The following is a 20,768-nucleotide window of genomic DNA, read 5'->3' as shown; positions in this document are numbered from 1 at the left end:
AGTGCTGAAACTTTTTTTGACGAAAGAATAGCTGTCTTCTTAACTGGAAATAAGCCACCAAAGATGCAATTTTGGCGGCTTATGCTTTCTATAAGACATCACATGAGTCTGATGCATAATCTTTACTAAAAGTAAGCAAGGAACACATTGTACAAAGTGCTAGAGTGCCCGAAATTGTATCTTCGGGCACTTACACTCTCTGTAGAAAGTCATCTACTCATTTCTTTCAAAGCAACTGCATTTTTCACTTGAATAGTGTAGAAACGCGATAGGCAACTATTCGCAACACTCTTTCAGTAAATCTATCATGAATAGTTTGTCGAAAGCGGGCCGAAAATAGTGCAGTGAAAATGTAGGTCATCAAACCCGACTCACCAGTATTTTATGCAAAAAACTGGGTAATCAACAGAAGTGCTGCTACCTATTATATATGTTGTAATAAAGTTTCCTGCCAACAACACTCGGCGCTAGGGGATGCCTCCCACAATAAGCCTGACAGAAAATTATATAGTTGTATTATAAGGTTAATCTATTACCTAATCAAAAGTCATCGTACTCAATTAGATTGTTATAATTTATAGTCCATTATAATCGTTTTCTTCAATTGTTTTAAGTGGCGTTTTTCATGCAATCCGACAAAAGGAAACCACTGAATCAATGGCACTCGCCCAAAAATTGGGTGTTTGAATGATTTTTCACGAAGTACGTCCTTTGTACTTGATTCATATACATCTAATAAAAAGAGGCGCGAATCATAGAGTGCATTTTTCATCTCTATTTTTGATTTGTACTCTTTCGTTGGTGCAGTATAGCCTGGAGCTTCCACTTTTATGAAACGAATCGTGGAAAGTGCAATTGGTTTCTTCATCGATTTCGGGCTATCAGGATTTGTTAGTTCTTTGGCTATATTTGTCGCTATGACTGTCTCCATACGTACAAGGTGTTCAAATATTTGTTTCGGAGACCATCCGCCATTTGAAGGTATTTTATTGAATTGTTCATCCGTTAACCCTTCAATTGCTTTAAATAACTCTTTTCGGATGATAGTATTTTTTCCTAAAATCATTTAAATATCTCCTTTGATAACCTCAGAAATCTTTTCCGTTGTTGTTGTTTGCAAGTGGTACGTTTTACATGATAGTACAGTTACTGTGTACGCCTATTTGATAGTGTAGGAACTGATTTAGTCATCTTTTTGTTTCCCTACCTACAATAGAAGCTTTTCTCTTTTTTCGCAAGTAATTTAGTGAAAAACACTTTTGCTAAAGACATTTTTATGTCGTTTAAAATGAGGGATTATTCAATTCATTTTTTTAGTAATTATCCAGATAAAGTTAATCTTCAATCAGAGGGGGGTCCTTACAGCCCGTTAATGCGGGTTAAATACTAGGACATCGACTACTCGAATACACTCAATCTTTAAAAAGTATTCCTCTCGTTATCGATGAAAAGTTCCCTAATTCTTTTCAGAATTCGCGAACCAGTATGCCGCCCCAACGAACACAGCTCCACCAATTATATTGCCAATTGTTACTGGTACTAAGTTTGCCGTCATCCCGGCCAATGAAACAGTGTCCGGGTGAGGGATCATCAACGAGAGGGAAAGCAAGGTCATATTTGCGATACTATGTTCAAACCCCGAAGTGATAAAAGCAAATAAGCACCAAAAAATCATAATCAATTTTGCTGTTTCATCCTTAAGTTTAAATGCGCACCAAACAGCCAGACAAACGAGTATATTACACAGAATTCCACGCATAAGCAACTCTACAAATGGCGTATTCATCTTGGCGCTTGCCGCTGAATTGATATAGTCCGCCGTCCCACCTATGGCCAGTCCCGAATAGACAAAAAGTGCCGCAACGAGAATAGAGCCTGCAAAGTTGCCAACATAGCTGAATGTCCAAATTTGTATGGTTTCATACCAAGTCGTTTTCTTCGTCAATATACCAATCGTCATGATCATATTATTACTTGTGAAAAGGTCTGCCCCTGCCATTAACACTAAACTTAACGCAATCCCAAATGTAACGCCCATAATAATTTTCGTTCCTGCAAAATCAGTTGGTCCTAACAAACCACCAATCGTAAAAATAAGTATGATTCCAAATCCAACGAAAACCCCAGCCATCATTGTCAATGTTAGGTATCTACTTTTACTCGTATGTAATTGATTCACTTTCGAAATGGCTGTATCACCCAACACAGCGATTGTTACTTTCATTTTTTTCCCTCCAACTACCATTAGCATGACTTTTTGGATGCCTAGTATCTTTTTTTACCCAAGTATATATTCTATCTCTAACGACTATACTACTAATCACAGATATACGGTACTTCCGACGAAAAACGGATGATAATACAACGACCAATCCGAGATATGGGGTTGGTTTTTCGTCATTCAGACAGTACACCCGGTAAACTAAACCTTCTACTAAGACAACAGTCATGGCACTGGGTAACGCCAACAGACCTTTTCGTAATTCAAGTGTATGATTGTCATGTATACTAGGCATAGTCCTAAACCCATTGTCCTATCATTAAGGGGTACTTAAAATCATTTGAGGTGTCTATCTATGAAAAAAACACGCTATGAAAATACGGATAAAAATGTATCACTTGCCACGTTTAAAGATTTACTACAGTGGCGCAAAGAAAGAAAAGGCAAACTGAAAGATTTATCATTCCAAGTGCCACTAGTAGATAAAACGGAAACTGCGTTCTTGCAATCAAATCGGACGATTCCAACAATCACTTGGATTGGCCATTCCACATTTTTAATCCAACTAAATGGACTGAATATCCTAACAGATCCAGTCTGGGCAAATCGTCTTGGCACAGATAAACGGCTGACACCACCAGGACTGCCAATTAAGGAATTACCGCCAATCGATATGGTCCTAATTTCACATAGCCATTACGATCACCTGAGCTATGGTTCTATTAAAAGGCTAAAAGGTGATCCAACTTTTTTTGTACCAATTGGACTTGGTAACTGGTTTAAAAGAAAAGGATTCAACAAAACCGTGGAATTTAACTGGTGGGATGAGCAACAAATAAGCGGATTAATGATTTCCTTTGTTCCAGCTCAGCACTGGTCAAAAAGAACACCGACGGATACAAATCACTCACATTGGGGGGGATGGATTATCCAAAATCCAAATCAAACACTCTATTTCGTAGGAGACAGCGGCTATTTCGAAGGCTTTCACACTATCGGAGAAAAGTATGCCATTGATTATTGCTTGATGCCGATTGGCGCATATGAGCCGGAATGGTTCATGGCTGCTCAACACGTAAACCCTGAAGATGCTGTCAAAGCTTTCATCAATACGCGGTCGAAAGTGATGATTCCGATGCATTACGGCGCTTATAGGTTAGCCGACGACACACCTAAAGAAGCACTTGATAGATTACAAGCTGAATGGGAGAAAAGAAAGTTAGATGGCAAGAAGTTAACTGTTTTGAAACTTGGGGAAACTATTCAGATGGAGACTCCAACTACTTGAGCTAAAAAAGAGCGAATTCCCTATACTTTCAAGGGGTTCGCTCTTTTTATGGGCTAACGATCAAGTTAAATTTCAATAATGACTGGAAGAATCATCGGTCTTCTTTTTGTCCGTGTATATAAAAGTGTTTCAACCGATTTTTTTATGTGTTGTCTGAGATTAATTCGTTGGTTTCCACTTTCGCCTCGCGAGTTGTTAATGGTCGTAATGACTAACTGATTCACTTCATTCAAAAGTGCATGTGCATCATTCCTATAGACGAATCCACGTGAAATTGTATCCGGATCGGAAATTAACTGACCATCTGTTTTACTTAGCGTTAAAACAATAACGAGCATGCCCTCCTCAGAAAGCAATTTCCGGTCACGTAACACGATGTTTCCAACATCACCAATGCCCAATCCATCTACGAAAATGTTCCCTGATTGGACTTTTCGTGTTTGGCGGGCAATGCGGTTGTTAATATCAACAACATCACCATTGTTAATTACGAAAATATTTTCTCTTTCCACACCTACGGATTCTGCTAATAAACGATGCTGATAAAGCATTCTAAACTCACCATGAATGGGAATGAAATACTTCGGCTTCATTAAGGTTAGCATTAGTTTCAATTCTTCCTGACAGGCATGTCCTGAAACATGCATACCCGTAACAGTCCCCGAGCCATAGATCACCTTGGCTCCCAAAAGATATAAATTATCAATAATACGTGATACACTTTTTTCATTTCCAGGAATTGGCGATGAAGCAAAGATAACCGTATCATCAGGGTGGACTTCTACCTCACGGAAGTTTGAACTGGATAGACGTGACAGAGCCGCCATAGGTTCTCCTTGACTTCCCGTGCAAAGAATAGCAACCTTCTCCGGATCCATTCCCCTAACTTCATTTTTATCAATTAACATTCCTTCAGGGATAGTCAAATATCCGAGTTCTGAAGCAACCGCTACTACATTCACCATACTTCGGCCAAGCAATGCAAGCTTGCGGTTCGTTTTTTGCGCGGCATCTACTACTTGCTGTACACGATGAACGTTAGAAGCGAAAGTAGAAATAAATACTTTCCGACGGGCTTTGCGGAATGCTTCTTCAATATGTCCGCCTATAAGTATCTCAGACGGATTAAAACCAGGACGTTCCGCATTGGTACTTTCTGATAACAATAGCAACACACCATCACTGCCGATTTTAGCCATTTTATGAATATCCGGATAGTCATTATTGACAGGCGTTAAATCGAACTTGAAATCACCAGTATGCACAACCGCCCCCTCTGGCGTATGAAATACAACACCTAAACAATCAGGAATGCTGTGGTTTGTTTTGAAAAATGTTACTTTCACTGTTCCAAACTCCAAATCTGAATCAGAATCAATCAGAACTAACTCAGTTTGCCTAAAAAGTCCGTGTTCTTTTAACTTAAGCCCAATTAAACCTAGCGTTAATCGTGTCGCATAAATCGGCATATTTAATTGCTTTAATACGTACGGAATGCCTCCAATATGATCTTCATGTCCATGAGTGATAACTAACGCCCGAATCTTATCCTTATTTTCCTGTAAGTATGAAATATCCTGGATAATCAAATCAATTCCTAATAAACTTTCATCTGGAAACTTAGCACCACAGTCAATCACAACGATATCGTCTTCATATTGTAAGACATACATATTTTTCCCAATTTCATTAATACCACCTAGTGCAAAAACTGATAATTTATTTTCAGTTTTAATCAAATTTAATAGCCTCCTACTTTTGAAATAATACTCAAAGTATGCCCGTAAAAAGTTCTTTTATGATTTAAGCTTCTTAAGAGAACATTCGAGTAGCAGTTTGGCTGATGATAAGTTCGTCTGTCATTCTTTTAAGAGCTACCTCTTCCAACTATCTGCAGACTTTAAAGTAAATAAAAACCGATTCCCATAATCAGATAAGCGGCGAAAAGGACCAGACCTTCAAACCAATTCGATTCACCATCATTGCATAGAGTAATGACAAGGAATGTCGCGGATACCATCGCCACCAGCTCTGGCACAGTGAAAACAAGGGCCATTGGTTCCGACATTGTTAGTGAAATGAGTACGAGGATTGGCGCAACGAACATGGCAACCTGCAACGTGGAACCTACTGCAATTTCCACAGCTACATCCATCTTATTCTTGACCGCCATTGTGATTGCGGACACATGTTCCGCCGCATTTCCAACAATCGCAACGATAATGACGCCAATGAACAATTCGGTCCATCCAAACTTTTCACCAAGCATTTCAAATGTATGAACCAGCTGCTCTGATACGAAAGCAACCGTTAGCGTCGCTAAAAATAGCACAAGAATCGACTTACGCTTTGTCCATTCCGGCGTTTCCTGCTCCTCCACTACCTTATCTGAAGAGGCGAAGACGCCACGGTGCGTCACCAGTTTGAAGAACAGCCCCGCAAGATAAAGGGCAATTAGTATTACCGCGATGCCGATACTCAAGTTAAATGTCGTTTGTGTATCCATTGACATGGAGAAAATCTCTGGGATGACAAATGCCACAATGACAGCAAAAATTAGCAATCCCGAATTGTATTGTGCATCATGGAGACTGAAATTTTGACGTTTGAATTTGATGCCCCCTGCGAAGAAGGAAAGCCCAAGCACCAGCAACAGATTCCCAAGTACAGAGCCTGTAAGCGAAGCCAAGACGATGCCCACCATTCCTGCCTTCAATGTAAAAATGGAAATGATGAGTTCGACTGCGTTGCCAAATGTCGCATTCAACAACCCACCAATCCTCGGTCCACTAACAATAGCAAGGCTTTCTGTAGCCCGACCTATGTATCCTGAAAGCCCTATGATGCTTATACAGCAAAGGATGAACATCATGATGTCCGACCAATTTAGGAATGCACCAGCAATCACGAGTGGGACACCGGTGATAACAAGGATGGCAAATAACCGATTCAACAGAATCACCTCTTGGGATAATTGAAATCTTCTCCCTATCTTTCCCTTATGAAGATAAAACAAACTTAAAAATGTGTTCATAACTTATTTTGATGCAGCCATATCGTAATGCAATGATAGTTCAAAAAACCAACCGGATTACTGTCGGTTGGTTCGTAGTTTTTCTTATGCATTTGTAAATTGTTTACCAACTAACTTCATGCACCCGACGTCAATCCCAGATCTTTTTATCCAATACTTAACGTCTTTCTGTTTTCTACTATCACGCCCGTTGACTTGGCTTATGACGGGAGGAATCCCCAAGCGAATTCAATGGGGGGTTTTATTTCAACCTATATATCATGACATTTCCATTAACTTGATTTTAGGTGCTCTTGAGCATGCAAACAATCTATAAGTTCTTTTACGGCAACTTCACCTGCATGAATCCACCTATTTTTATCAACGATTTCCCCATCTGGATCAATCGGTTTTTGGAATTGGCTAAAACCAGTTGCATTTAACAATGAACTTTCATCACTATCTAGACCAACATGCACGACATGCTTAATCACATAAGGTGTTTCAAATTCTATGGAAGCATTATATTCATCAAGTTCTCCGTCCGTTACGAAAAATGGAATTCGCACATAAATAGTTTCACCGCCTTCGCGGCATAAAATATGGTCAAAACATCCTTTATGATAATCCCAGTTTCCACCTAAGTGATAGCCGAGCCCTTGAATACAATCACTCACAACACCAAATGAAGCCCTTTGCCCATCAAGCTCAGTTTGTAATTTCAACATTGTTTTTCCTCCTTGTAAATTGCTCTATAAACAGCATTCACAAAAGAAGGCGGAAAAATACTACCAACATTTACAAGGACAACAAAAGAAAAAATGTAGCAAGCAGTCTCTTTATTCCCTTCCCTATCCGCATCAAATTCATAGTGCGTTAGATTATTTCCAAACCGTTCGACTATTTGATTGCCTACGAGGCATTTCCTATAATGTCCCCATTTCAGAACGTTAATTCTCCATTTCTTTTGCTAACATTGAGAGCTTGTAGATTGTTTTCCAATTCCGCATCGTTGAAGGAACCTTTAGTCTTTGTAAATTATTCGCAAGCTTAGCGTTTCGAACACCACGCCGTAACAACAGATAAACTTCCCGCCCTTCGATCATATACTCATCATTGTCACTTTTATAAGTGGCCAATCGATCGATTCCTTCTTGTGAAGGTTTGTCCTGCAATAAAGAAACGTAAAGGCTTTCTCCTTCTGAAGTAAGTTTTGCTTCTGCTACAGCTTCCTCAGTAAACGGACAATTCTTAGTAATCCATTCCAACTCTGCAGCCGTTCTGATTACAACATTGATCGAAAATCCGAAGACCTTCTCAATCTCCCCTTGAATACACTTGATTAGGGATTGCTCACTTTCATCTGATTCGAACAAAACGTTACCACTTTGAATATAGGTCTGCACCCGGCTAAAGCCCAGCATTTCAAATAGCTGTCGTAGTTCTACCATTTTTATTTTATTATGCCCACCCACGTTAATGCCGCGTAGTAATGCAATATTAATTCTCATCCCAATATCCCGCCTTTCTATTAGTAACAACCATTCATTCAAACAAAAGGTGTCTATCTTCTCTACCCAATCTATTAGTAAATTCCACTCATTTAGCCTAATTCCTCTAGCGTGTCATTACAATACGGTTTCGATTAAGTCACGCTGTGCGTTTTTTCGCGTGTTAAAGGATATCATTACCATGAAATGGGTTATGACCGTCTTGAAGCACATTATGACCGCCACACACGAGTTTATGCTCGCCATGCCCTTTTTCTCCATAAAAAAAATTGATTGTCTCCTAAAAAAGAGCCAATCAATTTCCATTGAATATTTATCCCAATATATCAATCACTCGCTTCACATATGGTCTCTTATCATAGGAACGATATAATTCACACGAAAGTTTAATAGGATCGCCAAAGAAAAATCGTTCATATAACGTTTCGCGAGTACCAAAAGAGCTCATCGTTAAATCCCATGCTAAACGAAATATTTTGACGCGATCCTCTGCATTTTTGGATTTAGCCTGCAAATATTGATCTAAATCTTTTCTAACACTTGATTGAAAAGCTTTTTCCGTTGGAATGGACATCAAGCCACTTGCACCTAAAAGCTGAATAATTTCAGTAAATCTCGGGTAAACCCGTGGAAATATATTAATCGCGATTTGCAGTGTTGTTCGATTGGGTCGCATGAATCCCCATTCATCGATTTCAGCTTCAATTTCTGATTTCAATACCAATGCCTTCATTGTTTCTAAAGCTACAATAATTTCAGAAGCCTTTTCTTGAACATGCTGATATTCACCGATATTAATGGTCTCGATGATTGACTGAACTATTCCCAATACAAATTCCGTTTTGACAATTTGTCTAGAAACAACTTGATGCAATGTAAATGGTAAGAACGAACTCAAAGCCACGAAACTGTTCGATACTTCTATGTTGTCGTAGTAAAACACGCGCTCCCATGGGACCAATACATTGTCGAAAACAACGATCGTATCCATTTCCTCATACCGCGAACTTAATGGATAGTTAAATGTAGAGTCGCCCCCAACAAATGATTCTCTGCAGACAAACTTTAGACCATGACTATTACTAGGGATAGAAAACGCAAATCCATACGCTTTATCATCAACCCCACCCGCTGAAATCACCATGATTTCATCCGTTATGCCGCCCTGTGTTGCCAGCAACCGCGCACCTTTTATAATGATTCCCGCTTCGTTTCTATCCATCACTTTGGCAGCAATCGGCTCATCTGAATCTTCAAAATAGAATTGCCCCCGGTTTACTTGTGGGTCAATAAATGTATGTGTCATGGACAAATCATTTTCACGTGCATATTCATAGAACGCAAGTATGTTTTCCGGGAAACAATTTTCTTTTCCTTCCAATAAACCCACAGACGATGCAAGAGCCATTAACACAGTATTCATATAATCTGGACTTCTTCCCATCATACCATTGTTCGATTTAGCCCACTGTTGAACCATTGCCCGCCTTTTAACTAAATCCTCTTTTGATTTCGGCTGCAAATAAGACAGACCTATTGAATCTCCAGTTGATGGCGATGGATAGGTCATGACGTCTTTACATGTCGCATCATATTGCAAATCATATAGCGCTGCCTGGCTTTCCATGACACCTTTGAATGCAGGATGTTTAGAAATATTGTCCGTTACAAGTTTACCATCTATCCATACATTCGTTTGTAGCCGATCAATTCGTTCAAGATAATCGTTTCCTGTAATCGCTGGCATAGACACACCCCTAACTAATAGTAGCGGATTGTTTTAGCATCCATCTATTTCTTTAGTTGTATACTATTATTATGTTCTTTCGGTTGTTACAAGGTCGTATCTATGCCCATGCGTATTATCAGCAAATCTTACTTAAAAGCGATAGCAGCTTTGACTGCTTTTTGCCACCCAGCGTATAAGTCTTCGCGTTGTTGCTGCTCCATTTTCGGTTCGAAAGGTCGGTCTAGATTCCAATGAGCGGAGATTTCTGAGCGATCCGTCCAAAAACCAACGGCAAGACCTGCTAAGTAAGCAGCTCCTAGTGCAGTTGTTTCACTAATCAGTGGACGCTCGACAGGTACATTTAATAAGTCTGCTTGAAATTGCATAAGGAAATCGTTTTCAACTGCGCCGCCGTCTACACGTAACGTTTTTAAAGAGATTCCAGAATCTGCTTCCATTGCATCAAGTACATCCTTTGTTTGATATGCAAGTGATTCCAATGTTGCACGGATAAGATGTTCTTTCTCTGTGCCACGTGTCAATCCGAAAATGGCACCTCTTACATCGCTATCCCAGTAAGGTGTTCCAAGGCCGACAAATGCTGGCACAACGTAAACGCCTTCTGTCGATTCAACGCGTTTAGCATATTCTTCACTTTCAGATGAATTACGGAACATTCTAAGTCCATCACGCAACCACTGAATGGCAGATCCTGCAACGAAAATACTACCTTCGAGTGCATACTCTACTTTTCCGTCGATCCCCCACGCAAGGGTTGTCAATAGACCATGTTCTGACTTGACTGCTTTATCCCCCGTATTCATCAGCATGAAGCAACCAGTTCCATATGTGTTTTTTACCATGCCACTTTCAAAACAAGCTTGTCCGAACAATGCGGCTTGTTGATCACCGGCGATTCCAGCAATCGGAGCAGCATGACCAAAGAAGTGACTTTTTTCCGTATGCGCATAAATCTCAGAAGAGGGACGGACCTCTGGTAGCATTGATGCAGGGACGTCTAAGATAGAAAGCAATTCCTCATCCCATTTTAATTCGTGAATATTGTACATAAGTGTTCTCGAAGCATTGGAATAGTCGGTTACATGCCTTTTCCCGCCAGATAATTTCCATACAATCCATGTATCAATTGTTCCAAATAGAAGATCTCCACGCTCCGCCTTTTCTCTTGCCCCTTGTACATTGTCCAAAATCCATTTCACTTTTGTGCCTGAGAAATACGCATCGATAAGTAAGCCAGTTTTATCTCGAAACAGATCATTGTAACCGCTCTCTTTCAGTTCGTCGCATATTTCGGCAGTTTGACGTGATTGCCAAACAATGGCATTGTAAATGGGTTTTCCTGTATTTTTATCCCATACTACTGTTGTTTCGCGCTGATTTGTTATGCCAATGCCTTCGATTTGTTCAGCTGCAATATTCTTTTCTGACAATACACCTGCAATCACAGCTAAAACGGAGCTCCAGATTTCGTCTGCATTATGTTCGACCCATCCAGATTGAGGAAAGTATTGAGTGAATTCCTGTTGGACTGTATGTAAAATCTTACCGCTTTTATCGAATAGAATTGCCCGCGAACTTGTTGTGCCTTGGTCAAGAGCCATTATATATTTTTTAGTCATTAGTTAGTCCCCCATATAGTGAGTTTTTATTACATAATGTATGAATCTTCTTAGCTATTCTGTAACACTTTGTTTTGCGACTTGTGCCGACTCTTTTCTTAATGAATACTGTGCACCTAACAATACCGCTAACACAATACTACCAACAATCCAAAATGCAATGCTAGTAACACCTTCAAACACTTGTTGATAAAACAGCGCTCCAAATGTTCCGCCCAATAACGGACCTACGACAGGTATCCATGCGTAACTCCAATCCGACTTCCCTTTCCCAGGAATCGGCAAAAAGAAATGGGCTATACGCGGGCCTAGATCACGGGCTGGGTTAATGGCATAGCCAGTTGTTCCACCCAATGAGACCCCAATGGCAACAATCAACGCACCTACAATTAGTGGATTCAGGCCTTCCGTAAACTCATTTGCACCGATTGCTAGTAAACCAAGCAGTAAAATGAACGTACCAATTATTTCACTCGTTAAATTGGAGAGTGGATGACGTATTGCCGGAATTGTAGCGAATACAGATAACTTCGCCGCTTCGTCTTCAGTTTCCTTCCAGTGAGGCAAGTAATGGAAATAAACAATGATTGCTCCACAAATCGCTCCAAGTATTTGAGCTAGCATATACACGGGGACATCAGCCCATGGGAATTCACCAATGGAAGCCATTCCGAGGGTCACCGCGGGATTCAAGTGTGCACCGCTGACACCACCAACTGCATATACCCCCATTGCAACGGCGAGTCCCCATCCAATTGTGATTACAATCCAACCAGAGTCTTGGGCTTTCGACTTCTTCATCAAAACACCACCGACGACTCCAGCTCCGAAAACAATTAAAATCATTGTCCCAACTAGCTCTGCTATAAAGGGTGTCATTTTTAATCCACCTTCGTTTCTATTTTGTAGTGGTTGATTTTAGACATGAAAAAGCCCACGTTTAAACACCTACATTACGTAGGGTTCAAACGTGGACTCCTTAGCTCAACCACTTACTATTGACTTGCTATTAGTATATTCTTATTAAAAAAGACTGTCAATCTTTGATGAATGAATCCCACAGCTCATGGTCTGATGTTGTTACTGCGACAGCACCCGCATCCAATGCATCTTGGACATGTTTTTTTGTCCGAATCAAGCCTCCATTAATAATTGGAATTCCTGTTCTATCATACACTTCGCTAATGAGTTCTGGTATTACCCCCGGCAACATTTCAATATAGTCAGGAACTGTCTGATCAATCAAGGAATAACTTTTTTCCAAAGCGATTGTATCTAAGAGAAACATGCGTTGAATAGCGATAATTCCTTTGGCTTTCGCTTTCATGATCATATTGGACCTCGTCGAAATAATGCCAGCTGGTCTAATGTCATTGCATAGAAAATCGGCAGCAAAATTATCCGTTTTCAATCCTTGAATCAAATCGGCATGGATGATTACTTTTTTCCCATATTTCTCTGCTTCTGTTTTGAGCGTTTTAAGATTGCCAACATGCACTTCTAAAAGAACAATGTATTCAAATGGGCTTTTTAGCAACTGTTCAAACTGCTTTAAGCTTCGCGCAGCGGGCAATATCTTTTGATCGTGAAAAGGCATCTTTTGCACTGCCTCCTTTCATGCTTCCTGTCTCCAATATAGCATGTTACAACACTGTTGTTGCAATTGTCAGCTCATCAGCCAGTTCTTTTTCGTATTGCTGACGCTCTGCATCTGTCCACTCGAAAATGAATGCCATTTCATCTAGCACATCTTTTTTCCCTGCTTTAACGTTGTCAATATTGAAGAACATATCCCCAGTTCTCCGAACAAAGAAATCAGTTGGTTTGGCAACCATTTCAGATTCGATTGCATAGCGTAATTTCACATAAAGAATACGTGGAATTGCTGTGTGTGCTTCAAAGGGTATCGCAAATACTTGGTCAACATTGGTGCCATAAAGTGTTGCCAAGTGTCGACTTTGTCGTTCTGTAAATCCAGCTAATTGACCTTTTTCAATCGCCTTGGCCATAAATCGGTTCATATTTGATGAACCACCAATATCACCACCTGAGATTGGCAAATTCTTCGTCACACACTTATTAAAATGACGAATTTCTTCATGACTAAGCTGATCAACTATTTTATCCACCACAGTTTCCGCCATTTTACGATAGCCGGTCAATTTCCCACCTGCAATTGTAATAAGACCTTTCTCCGATTCCCAAATCTCATCTTTTCTCGATACTTCCGACGGACCTTTGCCCTCCTCATGGATGAGTGGTCTGACTCCTGCCCAACTTGACTCTACGTTTTCCGCTGTCAAGTTAAGACTAGGGAACATATATTGAATCGCATTTAAGATATACGAGCGATCCTCTTCAGTAATTTGCATCACTTTCGGATCTCCTTCATAGAATGTATCCGTTGTTCCCACATAAGCTTTTCCATCGCGAGGCACTGCAAAAATCATACGTTTATCGGGTGTGTCAAAATAAACTGCTTGGTGCAACGGAAAGTCTTTTTGATCGAATACAAGATGCACACCTTTTGATAAAATTAAGTGTTTTCCTTTTGTTGTAGCCTCGCCTTCGATCCCCTTCACATCATCTACCCAAGGTCCAGCCGCATTGACAACTTTTTTCGCCTTAATAACAACTTTTTTATTTGTTAATGTATCTAACACTTGCACACCAGCAATTTTTTCTTGTTTATAAATAAAGGTTTCTGCTTTCGCATAGTTTGCTAAGGTTGCGCCTTTTTCAGCGGCCGCTTTCATAACTTCAATTGTTAGGCGAGCATCATCAGTGCGGTATTCGACGTAAATGCCGCCGCCTAATAATCCTTCTTGTTTCACAAGCGGTGCTTTCTGAAGGGTTTCTTCTTTTGTTAACATCCTTCTTCTTTCAGCTTTCTTAACGCCTGCGAGAAAGTCATATACTTTCAAACCAAAGGAAGTCGAGTATTTGCCAAACGTTCCTCCTTTATGAAAAGGAAGGACCATCCATTCTGGAGTCGTGACATGTGGTCCATTTTCATAGACGATTGCCCGCTCTTTTCCAAGTTCCGCTACTTCTTTAATTTGAAATTGTTTTAAATAACGTAATCCGCCATGGACAAGTTTTGTCGAACGGCTTGAAGTGCCCGAAGCAAAGTCTTGCATCTCGACAAGCGCTGTTTTCAACCCACGTGCCGTAGCATCTAAAGCGATTCCAGCTCCTGAAATTCCGCCTCCGATTATGAGTAAATCAAATTCCTCTGTTGCTAATTTGTCTAATGTCTCTTCCCGTTCTAATGATGAAAAGTTTGTCATTTATCTCGTCTCCTTCTAAATTATGGTATTTTATAAGTGAAAAAGAGACCTCAAGAAATAAGTTGCGATACGCAACCATTCCCTGAGGTCTCTCATTAGCTCAAACCCAATATATTAACTTACATCTAGTTTATCATATATCCAATGAATTACATAATAGTTTGTTTCATCGGTAGATACAATCGTCGTCCCCTTGTTCATTTGTATACAATGACTTTTATTTTCAGGATTAAATACCAATGAATCCTCCGCAATCACCTGCAAAAACAAGCCATTTGGAATCCGATAATGCTTGTTTTTTCATTAAATTACTTTTCATTCAAATCCTCACATTTATCAGAATTCCATCATGAATTTGATTATATTTTGATAGTTTCTTTCTCAATACTATCTACTTTAATACTAGTAATTATTGAACCATTTACCTCTTGAACACCTTCTACCCTTTCATTCACCTCATGAATTCCCTCAATTTTTTTAGGAATTAATACAAGAAATAACAAAGACCCCGCCGCAAGTGCTATAAAAATCAATGACGTATTAGCTAACGCATTTACTCCATTGCCTTTAGCGGCGAATAAAGCAAACCCTACTAGTGCGAAAGAAGCCCCTAAACGTTGTGCAACATTCTCAATCACTGTATTAGTAAATGTAATAACATTCATACGGGATAAAGTTGCTTTTGAAACAATAATCGCTTTTATTACTGGGTTATTGAAACCAGAGCCAATTCCTATTAAACTCATTGCGATAAATAGATACGTAAATGAAGCATCTATCTTAACCATGGTTAGCATAACTAAGCCTACAATAAAAGTAACTATACCCGTTCCGAGCATCACACGAGCAGAAAACCTTTTAATAATTCTACCACTCAATATTGCAGCCCCTGAAGCCCCTAAGAATATCGCCATTTGCAAGATGCCAACAGTCGTAGCAGATTTCCCTTGTACATTTTGCACAAAAAATGTCAATAAATACATGACGCCCGCGAACCCAACCAGCAACAAAACAGCCATCACTGTCGGAACCCAAAAACTTCGGTTAGTCACATAATTCAAGTCAAGCAGAGGTTCTTTCCGTCTTTTTTCAACACTGATTAATAAGAATAAGCCAATAGCAAAAACCGCAAAGGAAGGCAGCCACAAACCGGAAGTAAATCCATAATTATTAATAAACGTTGGGATTGTTAAAAGACCTACTAATACAACTAGTACGAAAACCACACCTAAGAAGTCGAAAGAACGTCGAGTCTCCATTTTAATACTTGGTACGCCTAAGAAAAACAATGAAAATGCGACGCCTCCAAGAACTGCAGTAAACCAAAAACTAGATGTCCATCCTAAAGTATCTACAAATATCCCGCTTAATACCGGACCAAATAGGGCACCAATAGTAGATAATGCGATAAATAAACCAAGTGTCTTTCCACGCTTCTCGCCCGTGAAAAACCTTCCGGCATAAGCAATGCCAGAAGGAGCTATAGCAGCGCCGGCCATTCCTTTGAAAAAGAGACCTACTACTAATACCCAAAAAGCCGGTGAAAGTGCAACCAACATAGATCCTATCACCATAAATACTGCGCCTAATAGAATAACAACCTTTAGACTAAAAGCATCACCTAGCCATCCTAATAAAGGCTGGAATCCAGTTAGGCCAAGAGCAAGTCCTAACTGCATCCATACCGCATGCCCTGGACCTAAATCAAAACTTGCTAACATGTGGGGATATGCTGGTAGGTGTGTAGCTAAACTTAACATAACAAAGAATGTCCCAAAGCATATAAAATAAAAACCTCTAGTAATTGATTTCTCATCAAATAATTTTTCTTCCACTATTATTACCCCCTTGGTTTTTAAGTAGATACGTTCTGGTTGGAGTCGTAGGAAATCTAGCCAAACACCGCAATAAGAATATTCAGTTAATTTTACGGATTTTCTTTTGCTTAACTCCCCTTTTGAATTATCTCCTACTTCCATTTCCACATTGAACAAGCGTATCGAAACCAGCAAAAAAATGTTGAATACGGAGCACTTATTCAGAATTTAATGCTCACTTCAACTTAATCCCCAAACAGTTCACTTAGAAAAGAGCGACCAAGAATTAATTCACTTAAATTAACGTCTTCAACTTCTCAATTTCATTATAAAAATGGGGCAACTGTATAGTTGCCCTTAAATTTACTATCCTAGCTCGATAACACACGCTTTTTTATGCGTGTATTCTAGTATCGAATCGGTGCCGTATCCACTTTCTTTAAATCCACCAAATGGTAACCCAGGACCTACCCTGCCATAAGTGTTCACCCAGATATTACCTGCCGCAATTCTACGAATCATCTGATGGGCACGACTCAGATCATTCGTCCATACCCCTGCACCTAAACCAAAAGAGGTATCATTTGCAATTGCAACCGCTTCTTCTACTGTATCAAAAGGCATAACAGTTGCAACCGGACCAAAAATCTCCTCTTGGCAGATGCGAAGGGAATTACTGTTAACCTTTAACAATGTTGGTTCGACCCAATAACCCTCGGATAGTTGCGGCTGGTCAGAAAAGAAAACTTCTCCACCATGTCTTCCACCAAAGACTATTTCAGCTCCCTCTTCTACACCTAAGTCAATATAAGAACAAACCTTCTCATACTGCGCCAAGTTGGCGATTGGCCCCATTGTACTTTCCGGATTCATTGGGTCACCTAGTCTCGTTATTTCTGGATTCAACATTTTTCCTTTAATGCGTGTTATCATCTCCGCGAAGATAGATCGTTGAATAAGTATTCTGGAACCGCCGACACATAATTGCCCTGCGTTTCCTGTAAAAATACTTCCGGTTATTCCATCAGCCGCTTTATCTAAATCTGCATCTGCAAAGACAATATTTGGAGACTTTCCTCCAAGTTCAAATATTAATGGTTTAGGATTTCCAGCTATAGTTTGAGCAATTGCCTTAGCAGTTGTTCCAGAACCAGTTAAGCTCACTTTGTTTATTTCTGGATGACTAACTAAAGCATCTCCTATTTCACTACCTAAACCCGAAATAACACTAAGTACACCTGGAGGTAGAATTTCGGCTAACAATTCACCATAACGTAGTGAAGATGCCGCTGCGTGCTCCGATGGTTTAATTATTACTGTATTACCTGCTACAAGAGCATAGGCTGCTTTTATCGTGAATGTAAACAGTGGTGCATTCCAAGGCGTTATCCCTAACACTACCCCTAAAGGTTCACGTAGCGTACACCCGAAGCTACTCTTTCCCATTTGAATCGTTTCACCTTCACTGCCTTCAGATGCGGCTCCCGCCGCATCATACCATATTTGTTTTAGCGCAGGAATAAGACCATAGCTAGTTTCCCTAATGACCCACCCATTTCCCCTTGTTTCCAACGCTGATAATTCCTCACCATGCTCGGCTAGTAAATCACCAATGCGCCTCATGTATTCTGCCCGTTCTATAGAAGGTAGTTCCGCCCAGCTTGGAAAAGCTTTACGTGCTGAAGCTACGACCGTTTCAACATCTTCTATAGTACTTCTTGGTATTTTAGCCCAAACCTTGCCTGTTGAAGGGTCAATATTATCTAACATGTCTCCCGTAGATGCTGGAGTTTGATCCCCGTTTATTAGATTATGATACTTTTTCAATTCATTAGCAGTGATCAAAACTAATTCACCCTTTCTAATGGTTGGGATAAGTAGATTTATATTACCATCCTAATGCTAAAGCTACCTGTTCATTGTTATGTTGAGTTGAACCAAGATAATTTTCAAAGAACCGAGCACGCTTCAAATATAGGTGACAATCGATTTCTTCAGTGAACCCAATTCCACCATGGATTTGGATATTTTGCGAAGCTATGCGGATAAAAGCTTCTGTTGAAAAAGATCTTGCACTGTGTATCGCGCCTTCACGGTCTTCATAGTCATTTTCAAGTGCCCAGTTAGCGTAATGACTTAAAGAACGAGCTGCTTCCAAGTCCATTTTCATATCTGCAATCCGATGCTTAATTGCTTGAAAACGACCAATTGGTTGACCAAATTGCTTGCGAATAGTTGCGTAATCTGTGGCCATATCAACAACCCGCTCCATACCTCCAACCATCATGCTGCTAAGCGCTGCATTCAAGTATAATAATCCCTCTTGTAAAATTGGCCACCCTTGATTGATTGGGCCAAGTAGTTGTTCTTTCGAAATTCTTACATTAGTAAAGGTTAACTCAGTTAGGTGACGCGTTTCATCTATACATTGTTGTACTTTAATTACTGTTTCATTTGTGCGATCCAGTAGCACTAGGGATAGCCCATCTCCCTCATTACCTTCATCCGTCCGAACGAGAAGTATAATTGTATCAGCTAGATCCCCATCAGGAACCAATGTTTTAATCCCATCTATAATCAAATCATCGCCATCTAATCGTGCACAACACTCAATTTCATCCGGATTGTAGTCTTTCTTCGGTTCTAACCAAGCAAGGGTTATACTTCTAGATCCTGATGCAATATCCGTTAAGTACTTTTCTTTCTGTCCTTCCGAACCATACTTCTCAAGTAGCGGGACCGCCAAAGCCATTGTTTCCAAATAAGCCCCTGGCAATATCACTTTTCCGATTTCCTCAAAGACAGGAACGAGGTCTAATGCTTCGAGACCTAGACCTCCATATTCTTCTGAAATAGTGATACCCATACAACCAAGTTCAGCCAAACCAGAAAAGACTGATTGTAAAGCTTTTATATCACCTTTAATAAACTCCCTAGCAACCTTGGTTTGTCCAACGTCATTTAAGTATTTGCAAACAAACCCACGGAACATTTCTTGTTCTTGATTTAACGAAAAATCCATATGATCCACACCTCCATTTAATCTATCGGCCCATATCTTTTGGCAAACCAAGTATTCTCTCTCCAATTGTATTGCGGAGAACTTCACTTGTTCCTCCACCAATCGTCATTCCAAATGACTGAAGAAATTTCTCTTGCCAGCTTGAGTCCACAAGTGCATCTTCTTTCCATAAAACGCCCTGATGACCTTGAATCGACATAGCAAATCCAAATAACTCTTTTGTTAATTCACTGACCATTAGCTTATCCATTGAACCTTCTGCACCAGGTTGACCATCTTTAAGCGTTTTTGTCAGGTGTCTATAATAATTCAAGAGAGAACCACGAAAACGAATATAGATACTAACCATCTTCTGACGTATAAAAGGATCTTTTAGCATTGGCTGTCCATTTACACGAAGTTCTTTTGTTAACGCAACTAATTCATCAAACTGTTGCTCTAACGTAAATAATTGAGCTCCAATACCTGTACGTTCATGCATGAGCAAGGCAATCATGACTCTCCAACCTTCATCAAGCTCACCCACCATATCAGTGTCATACGCGACTGCATCGGTTAAATACACTTCATTAAACTCTTGCTCTCCGTCCATCTGTACAATCGGTTTAGTCTCAACTCCTGGTTGATTCATATCTAAGAGAAATACAGTGATTCCTTTGTGTTTTTTTTCTTGATGGCTTGTTCGAACTAGCAAGAAGCATCGATCGGCCAAATGGCCAAAACTCGTCCAAACCTTCTGACCGTTAATAATCCATCGATCACCTGACTTTACAGCACTCGTTTGAATAGCGGATAAGTCCGATCCAGCATTTGGTTCTGAGTATCCTTGACTCCAAACTTCTTCTCCAGTGAGTATTTTATTAATATACCGTTCTTTCTGTTCTTCAGTGCCTATTTGCATTAATGTCGGAGCAACCATGTGAAGACCTATATAATTGACAAGTGGTGGCGCCTTTACCCGTACCATTTCTTGTTGGTAGACGATTTCTTCCATCAATGTAGCATCTCGTCCCCCATACTGTTTAGGCCAAGCAATAGCTGCCCATCCACCTTCATATAAAGTATTTTGCCACTTTCTCAAGAAATCTGAGTACTCATCCACTTCTTCGGGCAATTTTCTATTTCCTTCTAACCATCCTGCTGGCAGGTTATTCTCTAGCCATGTCCTTAATTCCAAACGAAATTCTTCTTCTTTCTTTGTGAATGAGAAATCCATAAATTATTCCTCCTCCTTGTA

General features: G+C 40.0%; 16 protein-coding genes. 1 reads left to right on the top strand and 15 read right to left on the bottom strand.

What is annotated here, in order from left to right:
- Window positions 1–568: 568 nt before the first annotated feature.
- Window positions 569–1,066 (bottom strand): DinB family protein, encoded by a 498-nt coding sequence (locus MKZ26_RS00530; RefSeq protein WP_340763779.1) that lies wholly within the window; start codon window positions 1,064–1,066, stop codon window positions 569–571.
- 390 nt (window positions 1,067–1,456) lie between these two features.
- A complete protein-coding gene (locus tag MKZ26_RS00525; RefSeq protein WP_340763777.1) occupies window positions 1,457–2,224 on the bottom strand; it encodes a formate/nitrite transporter family protein in 768 nt (255 codons plus the stop codon).
- A 352-nt stretch (window positions 2,225–2,576) separates the two neighbouring features.
- On the opposite strand from MKZ26_RS00525, the gene MKZ26_RS00520 reads away from it, so the two are divergent.
- The gene (locus tag MKZ26_RS00520) at window positions 2,577–3,509 is read left to right on the top strand and encodes an MBL fold metallo-hydrolase (protein ID WP_340763775.1); all 933 of its coding nucleotides are present in this window, start codon (window positions 2,577–2,579) and stop codon (window positions 3,507–3,509) included.
- A 65-nt stretch (window positions 3,510–3,574) separates the two neighbouring features.
- Here MKZ26_RS00520 and MKZ26_RS00515 read toward each other — a convergent pair whose 3' ends face one another.
- The 13 genes from MKZ26_RS00515 to MKZ26_RS00455 form a co-directional block, all read right to left on the bottom strand.
- Entirely contained in the window at window positions 3,575–5,248 is a 1,674-nt protein-coding gene (locus MKZ26_RS00515) for a ribonuclease J (RefSeq protein ID WP_340763773.1), read from the bottom strand.
- Window positions 5,249–5,409: 161 nt separating this feature from the next.
- Window positions 5,410–6,543, bottom strand: a complete 1,134-nt coding sequence (gene cax / locus MKZ26_RS00510; protein WP_445683391.1) for a calcium/proton exchanger — start codon at window positions 6,541–6,543, stop codon at window positions 5,410–5,412.
- A gap of 272 nt (window positions 6,544–6,815) precedes the next feature.
- Complete coding sequence (locus MKZ26_RS00505) at window positions 6,816–7,250, bottom strand: YugN family protein (protein ID WP_340763771.1); 435 nt, start codon at window positions 7,248–7,250, stop codon at window positions 6,816–6,818.
- A 222-nt stretch (window positions 7,251–7,472) separates the two neighbouring features.
- Window positions 7,473–8,033 carry a DUF1697 domain-containing protein gene (locus MKZ26_RS00500; protein WP_340763770.1) on the bottom strand — a complete coding sequence of 187 codons (561 nt, stop codon included), beginning with the start codon at window positions 8,031–8,033 and terminating at the stop codon, window positions 7,473–7,475.
- Between the two features lie 313 nt (window positions 8,034–8,346).
- Window positions 8,347–9,780 carry a 4-hydroxyphenylacetate 3-monooxygenase, oxygenase component gene (gene hpaB / locus MKZ26_RS00495; RefSeq protein WP_340763768.1) on the bottom strand — a complete coding sequence of 478 codons (1,434 nt, stop codon included), beginning with the start codon at window positions 9,778–9,780 and terminating at the stop codon, window positions 8,347–8,349.
- 128 nt (window positions 9,781–9,908) lie between these two features.
- A complete protein-coding gene (glpK, locus tag MKZ26_RS00490; protein WP_340763766.1) occupies window positions 9,909–11,402 on the bottom strand; it encodes a glycerol kinase GlpK in 1,494 nt (497 codons plus the stop codon).
- A gap of 54 nt (window positions 11,403–11,456) precedes the next feature.
- The gene (locus tag MKZ26_RS00485) at window positions 11,457–12,281 is read right to left on the bottom strand and encodes an MIP/aquaporin family protein (protein ID WP_340763764.1); all 825 of its coding nucleotides are present in this window, start codon (window positions 12,279–12,281) and stop codon (window positions 11,457–11,459) included.
- 157 nt (window positions 12,282–12,438) lie between these two features.
- Window positions 12,439–12,999: a glycerol-3-phosphate responsive antiterminator gene (locus MKZ26_RS00480; RefSeq protein WP_067210665.1), complete on the bottom strand. Its 561-nt coding sequence runs from the start codon at window positions 12,997–12,999 to the stop codon at window positions 12,439–12,441.
- A 46-nt stretch (window positions 13,000–13,045) separates the two neighbouring features.
- Window positions 13,046–14,692, bottom strand: coding sequence for a glycerol-3-phosphate dehydrogenase/oxidase (locus MKZ26_RS00475; RefSeq protein ID WP_340763762.1), 1,647 nt, complete (start codon window positions 14,690–14,692; stop codon window positions 13,046–13,048).
- Between the two features lie 359 nt (window positions 14,693–15,051).
- A complete protein-coding gene (locus MKZ26_RS00470) occupies window positions 15,052–16,527 on the bottom strand; it encodes an MFS transporter (RefSeq protein WP_340763760.1) in 1,476 nt (491 codons plus the stop codon).
- Window positions 16,528–16,875: 348 nt separating this feature from the next.
- A complete protein-coding gene (locus MKZ26_RS00465) occupies window positions 16,876–18,354 on the bottom strand; it encodes an aldehyde dehydrogenase family protein (RefSeq protein ID WP_340763758.1) in 1,479 nt (492 codons plus the stop codon).
- 43 nt (window positions 18,355–18,397) lie between these two features.
- Window positions 18,398–19,531, bottom strand: a complete 1,134-nt coding sequence (locus tag MKZ26_RS00460; RefSeq protein WP_340763756.1) for an acyl-CoA dehydrogenase family protein — start codon at window positions 19,529–19,531, stop codon at window positions 18,398–18,400.
- Window positions 19,532–19,553: 22 nt separating this feature from the next.
- Window positions 19,554–20,747: an acyl-CoA dehydrogenase family protein gene (locus MKZ26_RS00455; protein ID WP_340763754.1), complete on the bottom strand. Its 1,194-nt coding sequence runs from the start codon at window positions 20,745–20,747 to the stop codon at window positions 19,554–19,556.
- Window positions 20,748–20,768 lie beyond the last annotated feature (21 nt).

The organism is Sporosarcina sp. FSL K6-6792 (assembly GCF_038004885.1).
Taxonomy (GTDB): Bacteria; Bacillota; Bacilli; order Bacillales_A; family Planococcaceae; genus Sporosarcina; species Sporosarcina psychrophila.
Note: the sequence above shows the minus strand (reverse complement) of the source record. Positions and strands in the feature narration are given on the sequence as shown.

What these genes read in the sequence shown, in the direction of transcription:
- MKZ26_RS00475 (WP_340763762.1), bottom strand. Translation starts at nt 14,692, where the DNA reads ATGACAAACTTTTCATCATTAGAACGGGAAGAGACATTAGACAAATTA.
- MKZ26_RS00520 (WP_340763775.1), top strand. Translation starts at nt 2,577, where the DNA reads ATGAAAAAAACACGCTATGAAAATACGGATAAAAATGTATCACTTGCC.
- MKZ26_RS00530 (WP_340763779.1), bottom strand. Translation starts at nt 1,066, where the DNA reads ATGATTTTAGGAAAAAATACTATCATCCGAAAAGAGTTATTTAAAGCA.
- MKZ26_RS00525 (WP_340763777.1), bottom strand. Translation starts at nt 2,224, where the DNA reads ATGAAAGTAACAATCGCTGTGTTGGGTGATACAGCCATTTCGAAAGTG.
- MKZ26_RS00455 (WP_340763754.1), bottom strand. Translation starts at nt 20,747, where the DNA reads ATGGATTTCTCATTCACAAAGAAAGAAGAAGAATTTCGTTTGGAATTA.
- MKZ26_RS00505 (WP_340763771.1), bottom strand. Translation starts at nt 7,250, where the DNA reads ATGTTGAAATTACAAACTGAGCTTGATGGGCAAAGGGCTTCATTTGGT.
- hpaB (WP_340763768.1), bottom strand. Translation starts at nt 9,780, where the DNA reads ATGCCAGCGATTACAGGAAACGATTATCTTGAACGAATTGATCGGCTA.
- MKZ26_RS00480 (WP_067210665.1), bottom strand. Translation starts at nt 12,999, where the DNA reads ATGCCTTTTCACGATCAAAAGATATTGCCCGCTGCGCGAAGCTTAAAG.
- cax (WP_445683391.1), bottom strand. Translation starts at nt 6,543, where the DNA reads ATGAACACATTTTTAAGTTTGTTTTATCTTCATAAGGGAAAGATAGGG.
- MKZ26_RS00500 (WP_340763770.1), bottom strand. Translation starts at nt 8,033, where the DNA reads ATGAGAATTAATATTGCATTACTACGCGGCATTAACGTGGGTGGGCAT.
- MKZ26_RS00460 (WP_340763756.1), bottom strand. Translation starts at nt 19,531, where the DNA reads ATGGATTTTTCGTTAAATCAAGAACAAGAAATGTTCCGTGGGTTTGTT.
- MKZ26_RS00485 (WP_340763764.1), bottom strand. Translation starts at nt 12,281, where the DNA reads ATGACACCCTTTATAGCAGAGCTAGTTGGGACAATGATTTTAATTGTT.
- glpK (WP_340763766.1), bottom strand. Translation starts at nt 11,402, where the DNA reads ATGACTAAAAAATATATAATGGCTCTTGACCAAGGCACAACAAGTTCG.